Source organism: Micromonospora sp. NBRC 110009 (assembly GCF_030518795.1).
Lineage (GTDB): Bacteria > Actinomycetota > Actinomycetes > Mycobacteriales > Micromonosporaceae > Micromonospora.
The window spans coordinates 6,556,561-6,571,320 of sequence record NZ_CP130427.1 but is presented as its reverse complement, the minus strand read 5'-3'; the positions used below and the strand labels follow the sequence as shown (position 1 = coordinate 6,571,320).

Sequence of the window (14,760 nt, the reverse complement as noted above, 5' to 3'; positions counted from 1 at the left end):
GCGTCGCCGCGGCTCTCGCCCTCGTCCTCGCCGACTGCTCCGCAGGGAGCGGCTCCTCCGCAGGATCCTCCGACTCTGGCCAGACCAGCATCGGGCAGGAACACTCGTTTGTATAACGGATGCTACGCGTGAGTGCTCAATTCCCCTCCGACACGAACCCCCACGGCTCGACTGCTAGTGATGCGAAGAGCCGGTGCGTCCTTCGGGCCAGGCTCCGCCTCCGCACACCCTGTCTTGTCGGGCTGCAGTGACGTGATGCAAGGGTCGGCGCGGCCAGCCAGCCGCGCCGACGCACCAGGCTCAGTCGGGGAGGGCGAATTGGGTCCAGGAGGAACCGTCCCGGGTGATCAGGACGTGGTCCGCGCCGAGCGCCGACACGTCGTCCCGGCCGTAAAGCCAGGCGTAGCCGGGAGCGACCCCCACGGATCCGTCGTCTCCGCGGTACTCGCGCCCCTTGGTGAAGTGCCGGCCCCCGTCCCGGCTTACGAGCAGGGAGGAGACGAGGTCGGGCCTCATGTTGCCCGACTGGGCGACCAGCAGGGAGCCGTCCGAGCCGATGGTGAAGGGCCTGTTGACCGGCGACCCGGGCAGGTCGGTGCTGACATCCTTCCAGGTCGCTCCGCCGTCCGTGGTGCGCAGCAGCTGGGAGGGACCCTTGACCTGCATCGGCTGGGCGCCGGGCAGCGGCGGGGGCTCGATCAGCAGGTAGGCCTCCCGCTCGCTGACCCCGGCCACCGCGATCACGTTCGCCCCCTTGGCCGGCCGCCAGCTGTTCCAGGTGGCGCCGCGGTCGACGCTGCGGGCAACCACCATGACGTCGGGGTCACCCGGCCAGTAGGTCACCCAGATCGTCCCGTCCGCACTCGGGTAGATGCTGAACGGCGGGTAGAGCGAGGTCGGTTCCCCGCTGAGCCGGTACACCGTCCCGGTCGCCGGGTCCACGGCGAGCGGCTGGCGGAGTGCCCCGCAGCCCTCCTGGCAGAAGACGGGACGGGCCTTCGCTGGGAATGCGGACACCGTCACCATTGCCTGCTCCGCGTCCCGCCAGGTCCGGCCGTAGTCGGTGGAGAGGCGGGACTGGTCGCCGTCGCGGACCAGGTAGGAGCGCTCTCCGAGCACGGAGAACTCCAGGTCGGCGTCCTTGTTCCCGGAGCCATCGACCCGGCAGGTCGTGGCCCGGTACTGGGCCGCGTCCCAGTCGGCCCAGCTCCGCCCGCCGTCCTCGGTGTGCGTGAAGCGCACCGTGCAGCCGAAGTCGACCTGTTCGACGCCGACGCCGGAGTCCGGACCGGTCATGAAGAGCTGGGTGGCGCGGTCCCGTACCTGCGGGAGCGGGGTCGGGTCGGCCCAGTCGACCCCGCGCGTGCCGGCGGCCAGGGGCAGGACCGCCATGCCGGCGAAGACCACCACGAGGGCCAGCGCTACCCCGCTGGTGCGGCGCCGAAGGCGGGCCCTTACCGCCGAGCGGAGGTCATCGAGGGGCGGCTGCCGGACTGCGTCGGCAACGGTGTCGACGTCGAAGCCGGTGAACTCACGATCGGACATCGATCCTCCCGGTGCTCGTGCTGTCGGTGATGTCGGAGTCGGCCAGTAGCGCCGCGAGGGCCTGCCGGCCGCGGGACAGGCGGGACTTGACCGTGCCAGCCGAGACGCCGAGGGTGGCCGCGACCTCATCCACGGGCAGGTCGACGAGGTAGTGCAGGGCCAGGGCGTGCCGTTGCCCCTCGGGCAGGTCCCGCAGCGCGGCCAGCAGGGCGAGGTGTTCCGGTGAGCGGTCGGCGACGGCCAGCGGCGGGCCGATCCGGCGCAGCAGTCCGTCGAGCACCCGGCGCCGGCGGTGCCGGCTGCGAGCGACGTTCACCGCCACCCGGCGCAGCCATGCCTCCGGGTTGTCGAGCCGGGCGAACCGCCGGGGCGCGGCCAGCGCCCTCGTAAAGGCCTCCTGGACCGCCTCCTGCGCCTCGTTCAGGTCCCCGGTCACCGCATAGAGCTGGACGACCAGCCGCCGGAAACAGCCTGCGTACAACTCGGAGATCAGATCACCGTCGGACACCGTCACCTCCCTTCTCCATCACTTCCACTCACAAGCGGGGAGAAAGGTTCCGCGGGACCGGTCAGAAGATTTCGGCGACCGACAGCGCGAGTGGAAACGAGCGATCGACACAGTAAGTCTCCGCGACGAAGAGAACACCAGTCCCAAGCCGGGAAGTCTCTACAAGATCCGGGGCGGTTCAGTGGCCGTCGATGTGGCCAAGAGGTTCACGCCGCCACGGGGCGGGGCGTAGGGCGCGCGGTTGACCGACGGGTGGGCTGGACGGTCGGCCGCGGTCCGGCACGGCGCCAGCGTGAACCGAGTCAGGCGGTGTCCAGGCGGCCGCGCTGGTGCAGGACGAACAACAGCGCCATGGCCGGCACGACGAGCAGGAGCGCCGCGGCGGCGACCACGGTGAGCGACGCCAGGGTGGCGTCGGGAGCGGCGGCCTCGTCGATGCGGAGGTGGGTGCCCAGCAGGTACGGATACTGCGCGACGCCCCAGCCGACCACCACCGTGCCGGCCGCGCTGACGGCGAGCGCCTGCAGCAACCGGGGTGCCGCCCGGTGCAGCAGGGCGATGCTGGCCAGCCCGCATGCCGCGGAGACCAGCACCAGCGGCAGGCCGCGGCCGATCAGCCCGGAGAACAGGCGCCCGGCGTCGGCGTGCAGGATGGCGATGCCCGCCAGCGCTACGGCGCCGGTCGCCACGGCGCTGGCCTGGGCCCGGCGGCGGAACCAGCGCTCCAGGCCGGCGTCGGCGTAGGCACGGGCCTCGGCGGTGAGGAACACCGCGGCGACGAACGCGCACACCCCAACCGCGAGCACCCCGCCGAGCAGCGACGTCGGGTTGACCCAGCTGGTCACGGCATTGCCGTGTCCGCCGGCGGGCACCCGCCCGGAGGCGATCCCGCCGGCCACCGTGCCGAGGAAGAACGGCGTGAGCACCGACGAGGTGGCGAAAGCCGCCCCGGTCGCCCGCTGTTGGTCGGTCTTTACCACCACCTTCCGGAACGCGAACCCGCTGCCGCGGACCACGATGCCCAGCGCGGCGAGGCCCAGCGGGATGTAGAGCGTGGTCATGATCGCGGCGAACGCGGACGGGAAGCCGGTCCAGAGCATCACCAGGCAGAAGATCAGCCACACGTGGTTGGCCTCCCACACCGGTGCCAACGTGTGGTCGATCAGGTGCCGAGGGGCCTGCCCACGTCGCGCGCCACCGGCGGTGAGGTCCCAGAAGCCGGCACCGTAGTCCGCGCCGCCGAGCACGGCGTAGGCGGTGACGCCGATGAACAACACGACGGCGGCAAACGTACTCACGCCTGCCCTCCGGCGGGCGTGGACTCCGAGGGCCGGGGCGGGCCGTAGGGCACGTCCGTCTCGGTAGCCCCGCCCTGATCGCGCCAGCGGCGGCGCAGCAGTCGCAGGACGTACACGGTGGCGGCGCCGACCGCGGCATACAGCGCGACGATGGCGGCGAAGAACAGCCACAGGTTGCCGGACGTGGCGACCGCGTCGCGGGTGAGGAGGTGACCGACGACCGTCCACGGCTGCCGGCCGACCTCGGTGACCACCCAGCCCGCCTCCAGCGCCACCACCGCGAGTACGCCACTGATCGTCGTCGCCCGCAGGAACCATCTGCTGCGCGGCAGATCGCGGCGGCGCCACCAGGCCAGGGCGTACCAGGCGGAGAGGGCCAGCAGCGCCGTGCCGATACCGACCATGACGTCGAAGCTCAGGTGGACGATCGCGACCAGCCGGTCCGGCGGCCGCACCTCGGCGGGGATGGCGTCCAAACCCTGGATGCGGGTCGAAGGTGAGTAGCCGGACAACAGCGAGGCCCCCGACGGAATCCTGATGCCGCCGTGCACCTCCCCGTTCGCGTAGTAGCCGCCCAGCACCTCCGGCACATGGGTGCCCGTGGTCGGGACGGCCTCGATCGCGGCGAACTTCGCCGGCTCGTTCCGGAAGACCTCGCGCGCGGCGAGGTCGCCGACGAAGATCTGCACCGGGGTGGCCAGCGCCGCGACGGTCAGCGGTATCACCAGGCCGAGCCGGTGGTACCGATCGCGGCGGCCGCGTAGCATCCCGGCCGCGTACACGCCGGCGACGACGAACCCGGCGACCATGTACGCGGCCAGCAGCATGTGGATGGCCTCGTACCAGAACGCGCCGTTGAAGATCACCTCCAGCGGGCGGACCTCCACGATCTTGCCGTCCCGCATGGTGAACCCGCCCGGCCGGTTCATCCAGGCGTTCGCCGCGACCACCGACAGCGTGCCGCCGATCCCGGACAACACCACCGGCACCCCGGTCCAGAAGTGCGGCCACGGGCGCATCCGCCGCCACCCGTACACGTAGATGGCGACGAAGACCGCCTCCAGGAAGAAGAACAGACCCTCGACCGCGAACGGGATGCCGAACGCCGCGCCGTAGGTGCCCATCAGTCGCGGCCACAGCAGCCCGAGCTCGAACGACAGCACCGTGCCGGACACCGCGCCGACGGCGAACAGCACCGCCGCCACCTGTGACCAGCGCCGGGCCAGCAGCAGCGCAGTCTCGTCGTTCCGGCGAATCCCGCGGGCGTTCGCGATCAGCATCAGGAAGGTGAAGGCCACCCCGAACGGCACCAGGATGATGTGGAAGCCGAGGGTGAAGGCCATCTGCTCGCGCGCCGGCAGCAGCTGCGCCGGATCGGCGCGTACGAGGCTGGCGCCGAGGGTCACCAGTGACAGGCCAGGCATGGGGCGTGCTACCCGTTGTCGGCAACCGGAAACGTACCGATGGGGTGACGATCAGTCAGCCTGTCGGGAACGGGCGCCTAACGACCTCGTGCATGCGGTGATGCCATGGGGGAGGAACCGTGCGGGCCGATGAAGGAGAAGGGCGGCAGCCGGCCACGAGCGGAGCCGCGGGCCGCCGCGGTGCCTTGGCGGTATCGGGTGTGTTCGGGCCTGCCGGGCAGTTGAATGGGTCAAATGGGCAGCCGGTTTGCGGGGCGGCGGCGGGCCTCGGGTCGGGCGGTGGGTCTGCTGCGGCGGAGCGGCAGCTCGCAGCAGGCGACGTTCGTGGAGCTGTTCTTCGATCTGGCGGTGGTGTTCGCGCTCGACCGTGTAGTCGCGGGGTCGTTGCCCGGCTTCCTCAACGACGACCCGGCGCGGCGGTGGGGAAATGCCGGCCGGACGGTGTTGCTGTTCATAGCGGTGTTGTACCTGCGGACCACCACCGCCTTCCTCACCAGCCGGTTCGAGCCACACCGCGCGGCCGCACGGCGGCCCACCCAAGAATCTCGACCGCAATGACGCGAGAGCGCGCCCCGGCGTTCGGACCAGCAAATGGCTGTACAGCCATTCGTGCAGCCAAGCTTGTGAGCTCTCACGGCGTGCATCGTGCTCATCCGACTGCTGTTCCCTCCCGACCGCATTTCGATCAGCCGCCGGCCGCCCCTGGGGATAAACCGCAGGTAACTCCCGCATTTATCTGGCGGTTCGGCAGTGCGCCTGTCGGACTTCTGTAACCCTTGCCCCTTCTCCGCAGAATCACCATCACGCGAATGCGACATAACGCCGGAAGGACTCCAAGGTCCCATCCTCCGTGGATCATCTGGCGCGCCGATACACTTGACCGATGGGCGAAGAGCAGGTGGCTGCGCCGACGAAGCAGCGGAGGATCAGTCAACGGGGCATCGCGACACGAGAGCGGATCCTCGAGGCGGCGAACCGGCTGATGTTCGTGCGCGGCGTTAACGCGACGACCCTTGACGACGTCCGCGAGGCAAGCCAGACGAGCAAGTCTCAGCTTTACCACCACTTCGCCGACAAGCAGGAGCTCGTGCGCGCGTTGGTCAAATATCGAGGCGCCCTTGTGCTTCAGCGCGAGCGCGGAGGGCTCGAACGACTGAGGTCGTTCTCAGGGCTGGTCCGGTGGCGTAACGCGCTGGTCCAGGCCAACTCGCTGAACAACGGCAAATACGGGTGCGGCCTCGGGTCGATGGCTGTCGAGCTGTCCGATCAAGATGAGCAGGCTCGATCGACGCTGTTGGAGACGTTCGCGGCATGGGAAAAGCTGATCAGTGATGGCCTGCACCGGATGCGGGACAGCGGTGCACTGCGCCAGGACGCCGACCCGGAGAAGCTGGCCACGGGGTTGATGGCAGCTTTGCAAGGCGGCTACTTGCTGGCGAACGCCGCGCACAACGTCGCACCCATGGAAGTTGCGCTGGACATGGCGCTGGAACACATCAAGTCGTTCCTCTCGGAGCCGTCCGGCGAGCCGACCCGTTAATTGAGCCCTTTCATCGTGATCAGGCTGGTCACGGCGAGCCGTCCCTTAGCGACCTGCACCTTGCCTCAGCATGGCAGGGAGTGGCCTGCGTTGACCTGGCTTGACCGGACCTCCGGTGTTCCTATCGATCATTTTGATCAACTCACCGTGTTGGCTGTCCCTGGTCGTGTCGGTGTACGGGTCGCGTGCAGCGAAGACAGTGAACAGGGTGGCGACTATGGCAAGTCCGCCGTATCCGAGGGCGATCTGCGGTAGCGAGAAGGTGTTCGAGAGTTCCCCGGAGATGAGGCTAAGGAAGGCGGCGCCGCTGTAGCAGAGGAGGTAGATCGCGCTGAAGATCGGTGCCCGGTCGGCCAGGGTGCTGCCGTGCAGCAGGCCCCGGGTGGCGCCGCTGATGGCGATGCCTTGACCGGCGCCGGCGACGATGGTTGCAGCGATGAACAACGCCAGCGTGCCGATGGCGATCGCTGTGATGATGCCGATCCATCCGGTCAGGAAGATGATCATGCCGATGCGTTGGGCCGCCGCGGAGGTGAACCGGCCGCCGAGGGGAGCGCCGAGAACGCTGGGGGCCATGTAGGCGGCGAACGACAGTCCGAGGATGAGCGGGCTGTGGGTGTGGAGCTGATCTTCGACCAGCGCGGGCACGAGGGCCTGGTAGAAGGCCCCGGTCGGCCAGGTGGCCAGGAACACCGCTGCCGCGACAGGGAGCAAATGCCTGACCCGGGCCGGTACGCGGACCCGGGGTAACAGTGATCGCCAAGCGCCCGGCGTCGGCTTTGCGGTTTCCGGGCTGATGACGATGAGTGCGGCAGATAGTACGAGGAGACCGGCGCAAACCAGGTAGATGAGGTCGCGTGGCCAGGGGCCGAACTGGACCAGGGCGCCGGAGGCGATGGCGCCGAGGGTGAGGCCGAGCATGGGTCCCTGGCTGGAGGCGACGGAGGCCAACCACTCCGGCCTGGTGGGTGCGGCGTCGACGATGTAGGAGGTGAGGCTGCTGCTGGCCAACCCGGTGCCGACGCCCATCAGTAGCCGACCGGCCAGCAGGGTGCCGATGTCATGCACGTCCAGCAGCAGCAGACAGCCCAGCAGGAGCAGGCCGAGGCTGGCGATCGCGGTGAGCCGTCGGCCCAGATGATTGGACAGTCGCCCCAGCACCAACAGTGCGGCGATAGTGCCGACGGAAGTGGTCACAACGGCCATCGAGATGCCGGCGTTGGTGAACCCGTCCTCGGCCCGGTAGATGTTGAACAGGGGGATCGGCGCGGCCGACGCGGCAAACGAGGCCACCAGGGAGACCACCGCGGATAAGAATGCCAGCCGGAGCGTTCTGCCCCGGCGAGCCTGGTTGGTCGCTGGTGCGATGCTTTGCATCGATGTGTGCCTTTCTCTTATTCTGAACCGCCCCGGAGTTTCTGGAGGCTTCGGATGGGTGCGCACCAGACACTCGACCAGTCCGCTGAGGTGTTCCCTACGAGTCGTCCAACCCTGACCACGTCGCTGACGCTGATCCACGAAAGCCCGGTTGCTGCCTCCGAGCCCTTATGGACGAACTCGGATGATCGTCTTCCCCGTGGTCCGCTCGGTCGGGTTGAGGGCGGCGACGGCGTCATCGAGGGCCGCGACGGTGCCGATGTTCGTCCGCACGCGTCCGTCCCGGACCCGCCGGACGATCTCACCCAGCTGGGCTCGGTCGGACACGACAACGAAGTCGATCGCCACGCCGTCAGCGGGCCGCGCCTCCGGCGGCCCGGTGACGGTCACCAGCGTTCCTCCGGCTCGAACCAGACCCGCGGACCGCTTCTGGATGTCGCCGCCGATGACATCGAAGACCAGATCGACTCCGCCGACATCTTCCAAGGTGTCGTTGTCGAGGTCGACGAACTCGTGCGCGCCGAAGTCGACTGCGGTCTGCCGGCCGCTGGCGCGTCCGGTGCCGATGACGTAGGCGCCGGCCTGACGGGCGAGCTGCGTCGCCATCGAACCGACTGCGCCGGCCGCGCCGTGCACCAGGACGCTCTGCCCCTCCAGCAGGTGGCCGTGATCGAACAGTCCCTGCCACGCGGTCAGGCCCGCCATCGCGACGCCAGCGCCCACCGTGAAGTCAACGTCACCCGGCAGCGGCGCAAGGTTGCGCGCCTCGACGACGACATACTCCGCCAGTGTGCCGTCGCGAGTCCAGTCCGTAAGGCCGAACACCCGCTGTCCCACCGACAACCCCGTTGTGCCATAGCTGAGGGCGGTGACCACACCGGCCACCTCATGGCCGGGGATCGATGGCGTCCGGTCACGGCCGAGGCGATCGATCCAGGTCGAGGGCCACTCCAGCTCATTCCCGGTGAATCCCGACGCCTGAACTTCAACGACGACATCGCCGTAGTTCGCGCCCTCAAGGCTGGCGAGCCTCGCCACGTCCGGCTCGGGCCGCTCCGCCAGCCTCATCCCCGTCGTTCCCGCGGCCCGGTCCGTCACCACGATCGCTTTCATCTGACTACCTCTCTCAGTAACAGTCCTCGTCTACCCCCGTCACGACGTAAGGGGTTCTCCGGTGTCTCCAGGTCCTTACAGGCGAACCCGGATGATCTTCTTGCCCTTGGCCCTTTCGGTCGGGTTGAAGGCGGCGACGACATCGTCGAGGGCCGCGACGTTGCCGATGTCCGTCCGCAGCCGACGATCCCGGACCCGCTGGACGCCTCGAACCATGTCTGAACGCCGGACGGCTACGTCATGTCCTGCTCGAATGCGGTGAGCTGCTCGTCGTCCTGGGCCCCCGCGGGCTCGTGCTGGGGGTAGGCGCCGGCACCGGGATGAACCTTGTCGATGAGATCGAGGTATGCCGGGTGGCGGGCAATGAACTCACCCACGACCGGGCAGATGACGGTGATCTTCTTCCCGCTCTCGCGGACCTCGTCCAGCACGCGAGCGACGAGCTCCGTGGCCACCCGATTGCGTCGGTAGGCGGGGTCGACCCAGGTCGTCAGCAGCACGACACGGCCGCCCACGAACCGGTACGGGAGCTCGGCGATCGCTTCGGCGCCGAGGGCGGCGATCCAGCGACCGTGCTCCGCGTCGTTGATGACATCGAGCTCCCAGCTGGATTCCACCTCGCTGAGACTTGCCTCGTTCAGCGCAGCGATGAGCGCCGCGTTGTTCTCTTCCCGGGTGGCCGCCTCGGCCTCGATATCGATCGTCATCGCCACACATCCTGTCGGGGGAGCTGATAGGTGGGTTAGGACAAATGGGTGTGACCCTCGGTAACTCCCGGGTGCTCGGGGTCGATGAGATCGGCGTACTCGGGGTTGTGCTCGATGAAGGTGCGCACGATCGGGCACATGACGGTGACCGTCTTGCCTTGCCCGCGCACGTCGTCCAGGACGCGTCGGATCAGCTCGGTGGCGATGCCCTGTTTGCGGAACTCGGGGAACACCGAGGTGGCCAGCAGCACGAGTCGGTCGTCTCCGGCGACGTTGTAGGTCAGCCCGGCCACCTCTCGGTCCCCGACGATGGCGTCGTAGATGCCGAGTTTCTCGTCGTTGACGACTTGGAAGTCGAACGCAGCGGCGTGGGGATCGTCGATTACCTCGTCGATGAGGACGGCCTGGTCCTGGCTGAGGATGCCTTTCTCGTCGGGGTATCCGGCTTCGTCGGGGTACTCGAAGGCGTAGTGGGTCGGCTCGGTTGGGTCGGTCATTGGGGGTGCGCCTTCGTTGATGGTCATCAGATCACTCCCGGATCGTGGCGGTAGTCGTACTCGCCCAGGCGCATGTCGTCGACGGGAGGTGAAGGCCCAGCCATCGACGTACTTCTCGCTCCTGTGGGGGTCGTTCTCGTGCTTGGGTGTGCCGAGTCCTTACGAGCGAACGCGGATGACCGTCTTTCCCTTGATCCGGTCGGTCGGGTTGAAGGCGGCGACGGCGTCGTCGAGGGTCGCGACCTTGCCGATGTTCGTCCGCAGCCGACCATCCCTGATCCGCTGGACGACCTCACCCAGTTGCGCGCGATCGGCCTCGACAACGAAATCAACCGTCAGGCCGTCCGCCGGCTGTGCTTCGGGCGGGCCGGCAATGGTCACCAGCATTCCTCCGGCTCGGACCAGACCCGCAGAACGCTTCTGGATGTCGCCACCGATCACGTCGAAAACCAGATCGACGCCGGCGACGTCTTCCAGGGCGTCTTTGCCGAGGTCGACGAACTCCTGCGCGCCGAAGTCGAGCGCGGTCTGGCGGTCGGCGGCACGTCCAGTGCCGATGACGTAGGCGCCGGCCTCTTTGGCGAGCTGGGTCACCATCGAGCCGACTCCACCGGCCGCACCATGTACGAGGACGCTCTGCCCCGCCTGGAAACGGCCGTGCACGAACAGTCCCTGCCACGCGGTCAGGCCCGAGATCGGCAGGCTCGCCCCTACCGTGAAATCGACATCGCCCGGCAGCGGCGCAAGGTTTCGCGCCTCGATGGCCACGTACTCGGCCAGGGTGCCGTCGCGACTCCAGTCCGCGAGGCCGAACACGCGCTGTCCCACCGACAGACCCCTCGTGCCATAGCCGAGCGCGCTGACCACGCCAGCCACCTCATGGCCGGGGATCGACGGCGTGCGGTCCCGCCCGAGTCGATCGGTCCAGGTCCCGGGCCACGTCAGCTCGCCCGGGGTGAATCCCGACGCATGTACCTCAACGAGGACGTCGTTTGCCGTCGCCTCCGGCTCCGGTCGTTCCGCCAGCGTCATCCCGGCCGTTCCTGCGGCCTCGTCCGTCACAACAATCGCTTTCATTTGGACGCCTCTCTGTAATCAGTCGTTGTTCCTCCCATATTGTCCGGATTTGAGTCCGCCCGAGTCTCGGGAGGCGACGACGATCGCCACCCTAGCTTTAACGGACTATATAGTCCAAGCCGGGGGTTTGGCGTTGAGCGAGTTCAGCTCGGTGCGCCTGGGTCCTAACCGCCTCTCATCTCAGCTTAAACCACCCGGAGGTGATGGTTCGTGAGGGTCGAGCGGTTCTGGCAACGAGGGGTCAACTGGACTATCCAGTCCGTGAAGGCTAGCCTGCGGGGGTACTCGGTCATGGGGTGATACGCCCGGCCGCAGCCCCCGCTCAGACTGCGGCTCGCCTGCTGCTGGATCCGAGTATCTGGACCGTCACTACCAGGATCTACAGGAAGGCGCGGCTGATGAAAACCGATCAGGATCGTGTCGTCGCATCCGCCCGAGCTGTCCTTCCGGCCACTGAGCGCCGGCGCACGGACATGTCCACCCGCGGCTTCACGTTCGTCGCCGATGAACCGCACAACGGCGCACTCGGCGAAGGCCCGACGCCGACGGAGTACCTGTTGATGGCGCTCGCGTCGTGCACTGCGCAGACGCTGCGGCAGTACGTCGACTACAAGTACGACACCGCCGGTGATATCACCGTCGAGATCGACTACCACGAACCCGAGCAGGAAGGCGCAGAGCGTTACCTGCAGCGCACGATCACGCTGAGCGAAGAACCTGACCCCGACGACTTGAAGGTGATGCATGACATTGCCGAGAAGTCCCCGGTGACCCTGCTGATTCAGTTCGCCTGGAGCGTGAGGACCGAGTTCGTCGGGCCGCGCTGAAATCAGGCCGCTCGCTGCTCGGCGATCACGGCCGAGCGGCAAGCGGTTGTCGTTCCGCCCCAGGCGGCGGCAGTGTTTCCGTCGACCGCGACAGCTTGAACGCGATGCGGCGCCTTGCATGCGGCGCAGGTCCTGGTCCTGCCGGATGGCCGGTGACTCGTGCCGGCAGCTCCGAACAGTGTCGGTGCGGTCGGCTCGGTGACGGTGGAGCGTCTGCCGAGCAGGGCGAACTTGTCGGAGATTGTGTCGTCGGGGATCGGCAGCCCGTGGCGCTGCGATGCCTGGTTCATCCGTGCCCGGACGAGGTCGCGGTAATGACGGGGCGTGCGCGAGCCGTGCGCGTAGCTGTCGGCGTACGTGGAGAGCTGTTCGGGATGCTGGCGGCGAGCCAGGCGAAGAACAGGTCTCTGACGCCGCGCATCAGGTACAGCGGTGTCGGGAGAATGTTGCCTGCCCCTGCGTCGGCCAGGGCGCCGATCAACACGTCGATCTGCTCGGTGCTGTCCGTCGGTTCGGGCAGGATCGGCGCGACGAACACGGTGGGGGTGAGGCCGGCATCGCGCATGGCTCGCAGTGTGATCAGCCGGGCCACGGTGGACGGTGCGCCGGGTTCGAGCGAGCGTTGCAGTTCCCCGTCGAGGAAGGCGATGGACATGCCGAGCTCGACGTTGACGCGCTGAGCTGCGACAGCGAGCTGATCCAGGTCGCGGCCTGGCCGCGCTGACCCTGCTGGCCGGCGTGCCCGGCGACCACTACGGCCGCAGGCGAATCTTCCTCGTGGGTTATCGCCGGGTTCACCATCGCGTCGATCATGTGCGCGGTCGTCCCGACCATGAGCTCACGGATAGTCGCCCGCATCCTGCAGGGCATCTGCGGCACGTGATTTAGCTATCCATGCTGGCCCGGCCAGCGCGTCGGAAGGTGACGTGTGACCGAAACCAAGACAAGCGGCCGAACGATCTCGAAGCGGAATCTGGCGGCACCGCTGCGAGCCTTTCTGCGAACTGAGTCCGGCAGCGCCGGCGTGCTCGTGGCCGCCATCGTCGCCGCACTGCTCTGGGCCAACATCGACCGCGGCTCCTACGAAGCCGTCTGGCGCACCCAACTGTCCCTACGCCTCGGGCACCTCGAGCTCTCCCGCGACCTGCACACCTGGATCAACAGCGGCTTGATGACGCTGTTCTTCCTGGTCGTCGGCCTTGAGGCGCGGCGCGAGTTCGACCTCGGCGACCTGCGCGACCGGCGACGTTTCGTGCTGCCCAGCGTGGCCGGCGTGATCGGCATGCTTATCCCGGTGCTGATCTTCCTGGTGATCAACCATGGCGGGCCGGGCGCGCATGGCTGGGGCGTGGCCATGTCGACCGACACCGCCCTCGCGTTGGGCCTGCTGGCACTACTCGGTCGCGGCGTGCCCGACCGGGTCCGGATCTTCCTGCTCACCGTGTTCGTGGTCGACGACTTGATCGCACTCATCGTCATCGCCCTGGTCTACAGCGACGACATCAAGATGATGCCCATCGTGGTGGCCGTAGCGGCGTTCGCGGTCATGCTGGCCATCCGCGCAGCCGGCGTCCGACGTGGCTCGGCGTACGTGCCGGTCGCCATCGTGATATGGGGCGCGCTGCTGGTCAGCGGAGTCGACCCGGTGGTGGCCGGACTGGCCATCGGGTTGACCGCGTTTGCTTACTCTCCCGGCCGAGCTGAGCTCGAGCAGGTCAGCGGGCTGTTCCGGTCGTTCCGTGAGCAGCCGACGCCCAAGCTCGCGCGTACGGCTTCGATCGGTCTCGCGAATACGCTATCGCCCAACGACCGCCTTCAACGCATCTACCACCCTTGGTCCAGCTACGTCATCGTGCCGCTGTTCGGCCTGGCCAACGCTGGCATCAGCATCGACGGTCCGTTCCTGGCCCAAGCGTTCACGTCGCCTGTCACCTGGGGCGTGCTGCTCGGGTATGTCGTCGGCAAGCCGCTCGCCGTGATCGGCACCTCGGCCGGGCTCACCTGGATCTCACACGGCCGCATCCGTCCGGCCGTGGGGCGGGCGGGCGTGCTCGGCAGCGGCACGATCGCCGGTGTCAGCTTCACGGTGTCGCTGCTGATCGCCAGCCTGGCCTTCACCGGCGACCAACTGGCCGAGGCCAAAGTCGGGGTGCTCAGCGCCGCGATCGTATCCTCAGCGCTGACCTGGACCGCGTTCCGCGTCACCAACATGCTGCCCAAGGACAAGCGCACCCGGGCGCTCTTCGGCGACATGACGGAGCTGATCGACCTCATCCCAGAGGTCGACGAGAAGCAGGACCACGTCCGCGGCCCAGCCGGTGCGTCGGTAACGCTGGTGCAGTACGGCGACTTCCAGTGCCCGTACTGCGGGAAGGCCGAGCCGGCCGTCCGGCAGTTGCTGGGCCACGCCGACCTGCGTTTCGTGTGGCGTCACCTGCCTCTGTCAGACGTGCACCCGGAAGCCCGGCTAGCAGCCGAGGCCGCCGAAGCAGCGGCCGCTCAGGGCAAGTTCTGGCAGATGCACGACCTGCTGCTCGACCATCAGGACAAGCTGCACATCACTGATCTTCTCAAATACGCCGGCGACCTCGGTCTGGATCAGAAACGCTTCCACGACGATCTGATAAGCCACGCCCATGCCGGCCGCATCGAAAGCGACATCGACTCGGCCGACAACAGCGGAGTGTCCGGCACCCCGACGTTCTTCATCAACGGCCGCCGCCACTACGGCGCCTACGACGTCGCGACCTTGACCGCCGCCATTCGTATGGCCCGAGCCCGGGCCCGCCTCGGCCGCGAGGCACCAGCGACCCTTAAATAGCGCGTTCCGTTGGCTCGACAGCACGC

General features: G+C 68.0%; 15 protein-coding genes. 4 read left to right on the top strand and 11 right to left on the bottom strand.

From position 1 onward, the window contains the following. Positions 1-300: 300 nt before the first annotated feature. From Q2K19_RS30980 to Q2K19_RS30965, 4 genes are all read right to left on the bottom strand, one after another. Positions 301-1,545 carry a WD40/YVTN/BNR-like repeat-containing protein gene (locus tag Q2K19_RS30980; protein ID WP_302765813.1) on the bottom strand — a complete coding sequence of 415 codons (1,245 nt, stop codon included), beginning with the start codon at positions 1,543-1,545 and terminating at the stop codon, positions 301-303. After that, on the bottom strand, positions 1,532-2,053 hold the full coding sequence (locus Q2K19_RS30975) for an RNA polymerase sigma factor (protein ID WP_302765811.1): 522 nt from the start codon (positions 2,051-2,053) through the stop codon (positions 1,532-1,534). The genes Q2K19_RS30980 and Q2K19_RS30975 overlap by 14 nt, the downstream gene beginning before the upstream one ends. A 302-nt stretch (positions 2,054-2,355) precedes the next feature. Continuing rightward, a complete protein-coding gene (locus tag Q2K19_RS30970) occupies positions 2,356-3,351 on the bottom strand; it encodes a cytochrome d ubiquinol oxidase subunit II (protein WP_302765810.1) in 996 nt (331 codons plus the stop codon). Beyond that, positions 3,348-4,775 carry a cytochrome ubiquinol oxidase subunit I gene (locus tag Q2K19_RS30965; protein WP_302765809.1) on the bottom strand — a complete coding sequence of 476 codons (1,428 nt, stop codon included), beginning with the start codon at positions 4,773-4,775 and terminating at the stop codon, positions 3,348-3,350. The genes Q2K19_RS30970 and Q2K19_RS30965 overlap by 4 nt, the downstream gene beginning before the upstream one ends. A gap of 279 nt (positions 4,776-5,054) precedes the next feature. Between Q2K19_RS30965 and Q2K19_RS30960 the strand changes: the two genes are divergently transcribed. After that, entirely contained in the window at positions 5,055-5,333 is a 279-nt protein-coding gene (locus Q2K19_RS30960; protein WP_302765808.1) for a low temperature requirement protein A, read from the top strand. A 325-nt stretch (positions 5,334-5,658) separates the two neighbouring features. Beyond that, entirely contained in the window at positions 5,659-6,315 is a 657-nt protein-coding gene (locus tag Q2K19_RS30955; protein WP_302765807.1) for a TetR/AcrR family transcriptional regulator, read from the top strand. A gap of 45 nt (positions 6,316-6,360) precedes the next feature. Here the strand turns inward: Q2K19_RS30955 and Q2K19_RS30950 are convergent, their stop codons facing one another. The 6 genes from Q2K19_RS30950 to Q2K19_RS30925 all read right to left on the bottom strand — a co-directional run bounded on the left by Q2K19_RS30950 (position 6,361) and on the right by Q2K19_RS30925 (position 11,086). Then, complete coding sequence (locus tag Q2K19_RS30950; RefSeq protein ID WP_302765805.1) at positions 6,361-7,620, bottom strand: MFS transporter; 1,260 nt, start codon at positions 7,618-7,620, stop codon at positions 6,361-6,363. Between the two features lie 240 nt (positions 7,621-7,860). After that, positions 7,861-8,805, bottom strand: a complete 945-nt coding sequence (locus Q2K19_RS30945) for an NADP-dependent oxidoreductase (protein ID WP_302765804.1) — start codon at positions 8,803-8,805, stop codon at positions 7,861-7,863. A 75-nt stretch (positions 8,806-8,880) separates the two neighbouring features. Next, positions 8,881-9,021, bottom strand: coding sequence for a hypothetical protein (locus Q2K19_RS30940; protein ID WP_302765802.1), 141 nt, complete (start codon positions 9,019-9,021; stop codon positions 8,881-8,883). A gap of 17 nt (positions 9,022-9,038) precedes the next feature. Continuing rightward, positions 9,039-9,512, bottom strand: a complete 474-nt coding sequence (locus tag Q2K19_RS30935; protein ID WP_302765800.1) for a GNAT family N-acetyltransferase — start codon at positions 9,510-9,512, stop codon at positions 9,039-9,041. Positions 9,513-9,547: 35 nt separating this feature from the next. Further along, positions 9,548-10,036: a GNAT family N-acetyltransferase gene (locus Q2K19_RS30930; RefSeq protein ID WP_302765798.1), complete on the bottom strand. Its 489-nt coding sequence runs from the start codon at positions 10,034-10,036 to the stop codon at positions 9,548-9,550. Positions 10,037-10,168: 132 nt separating this feature from the next. Beyond that, on the bottom strand, positions 10,169-11,086 hold the full coding sequence (locus Q2K19_RS30925) for an NADP-dependent oxidoreductase (protein WP_302765795.1): 918 nt from the start codon (positions 11,084-11,086) through the stop codon (positions 10,169-10,171). Positions 11,087-11,484: 398 nt separating this feature from the next. Between Q2K19_RS30925 and Q2K19_RS30920 the strand changes: the two genes are divergently transcribed. Then, complete coding sequence (locus Q2K19_RS30920; RefSeq protein ID WP_302765793.1) at positions 11,485-11,913, top strand: OsmC family protein; 429 nt, start codon at positions 11,485-11,487, stop codon at positions 11,911-11,913. Positions 11,914-12,199: 286 nt separating this feature from the next. On the opposite strand, the gene Q2K19_RS30915 is transcribed toward Q2K19_RS30920, so the two are convergent. Beyond that, positions 12,200-12,568: a radical SAM family protein gene (locus Q2K19_RS30915; protein WP_302765792.1), complete on the bottom strand. Its 369-nt coding sequence runs from the start codon at positions 12,566-12,568 to the stop codon at positions 12,200-12,202. Between the two features lie 273 nt (positions 12,569-12,841). Here Q2K19_RS30915 and nhaA point away from each other — a divergent pair, with 273 nt between their 5' ends. Next, on the top strand, positions 12,842-14,734 hold the full coding sequence (gene nhaA / locus Q2K19_RS30910) for a Na+/H+ antiporter NhaA (RefSeq protein WP_302765791.1): 1,893 nt from the start codon (positions 12,842-12,844) through the stop codon (positions 14,732-14,734). The last annotated feature ends 26 nt before the right edge of the window (positions 14,735-14,760 follow it).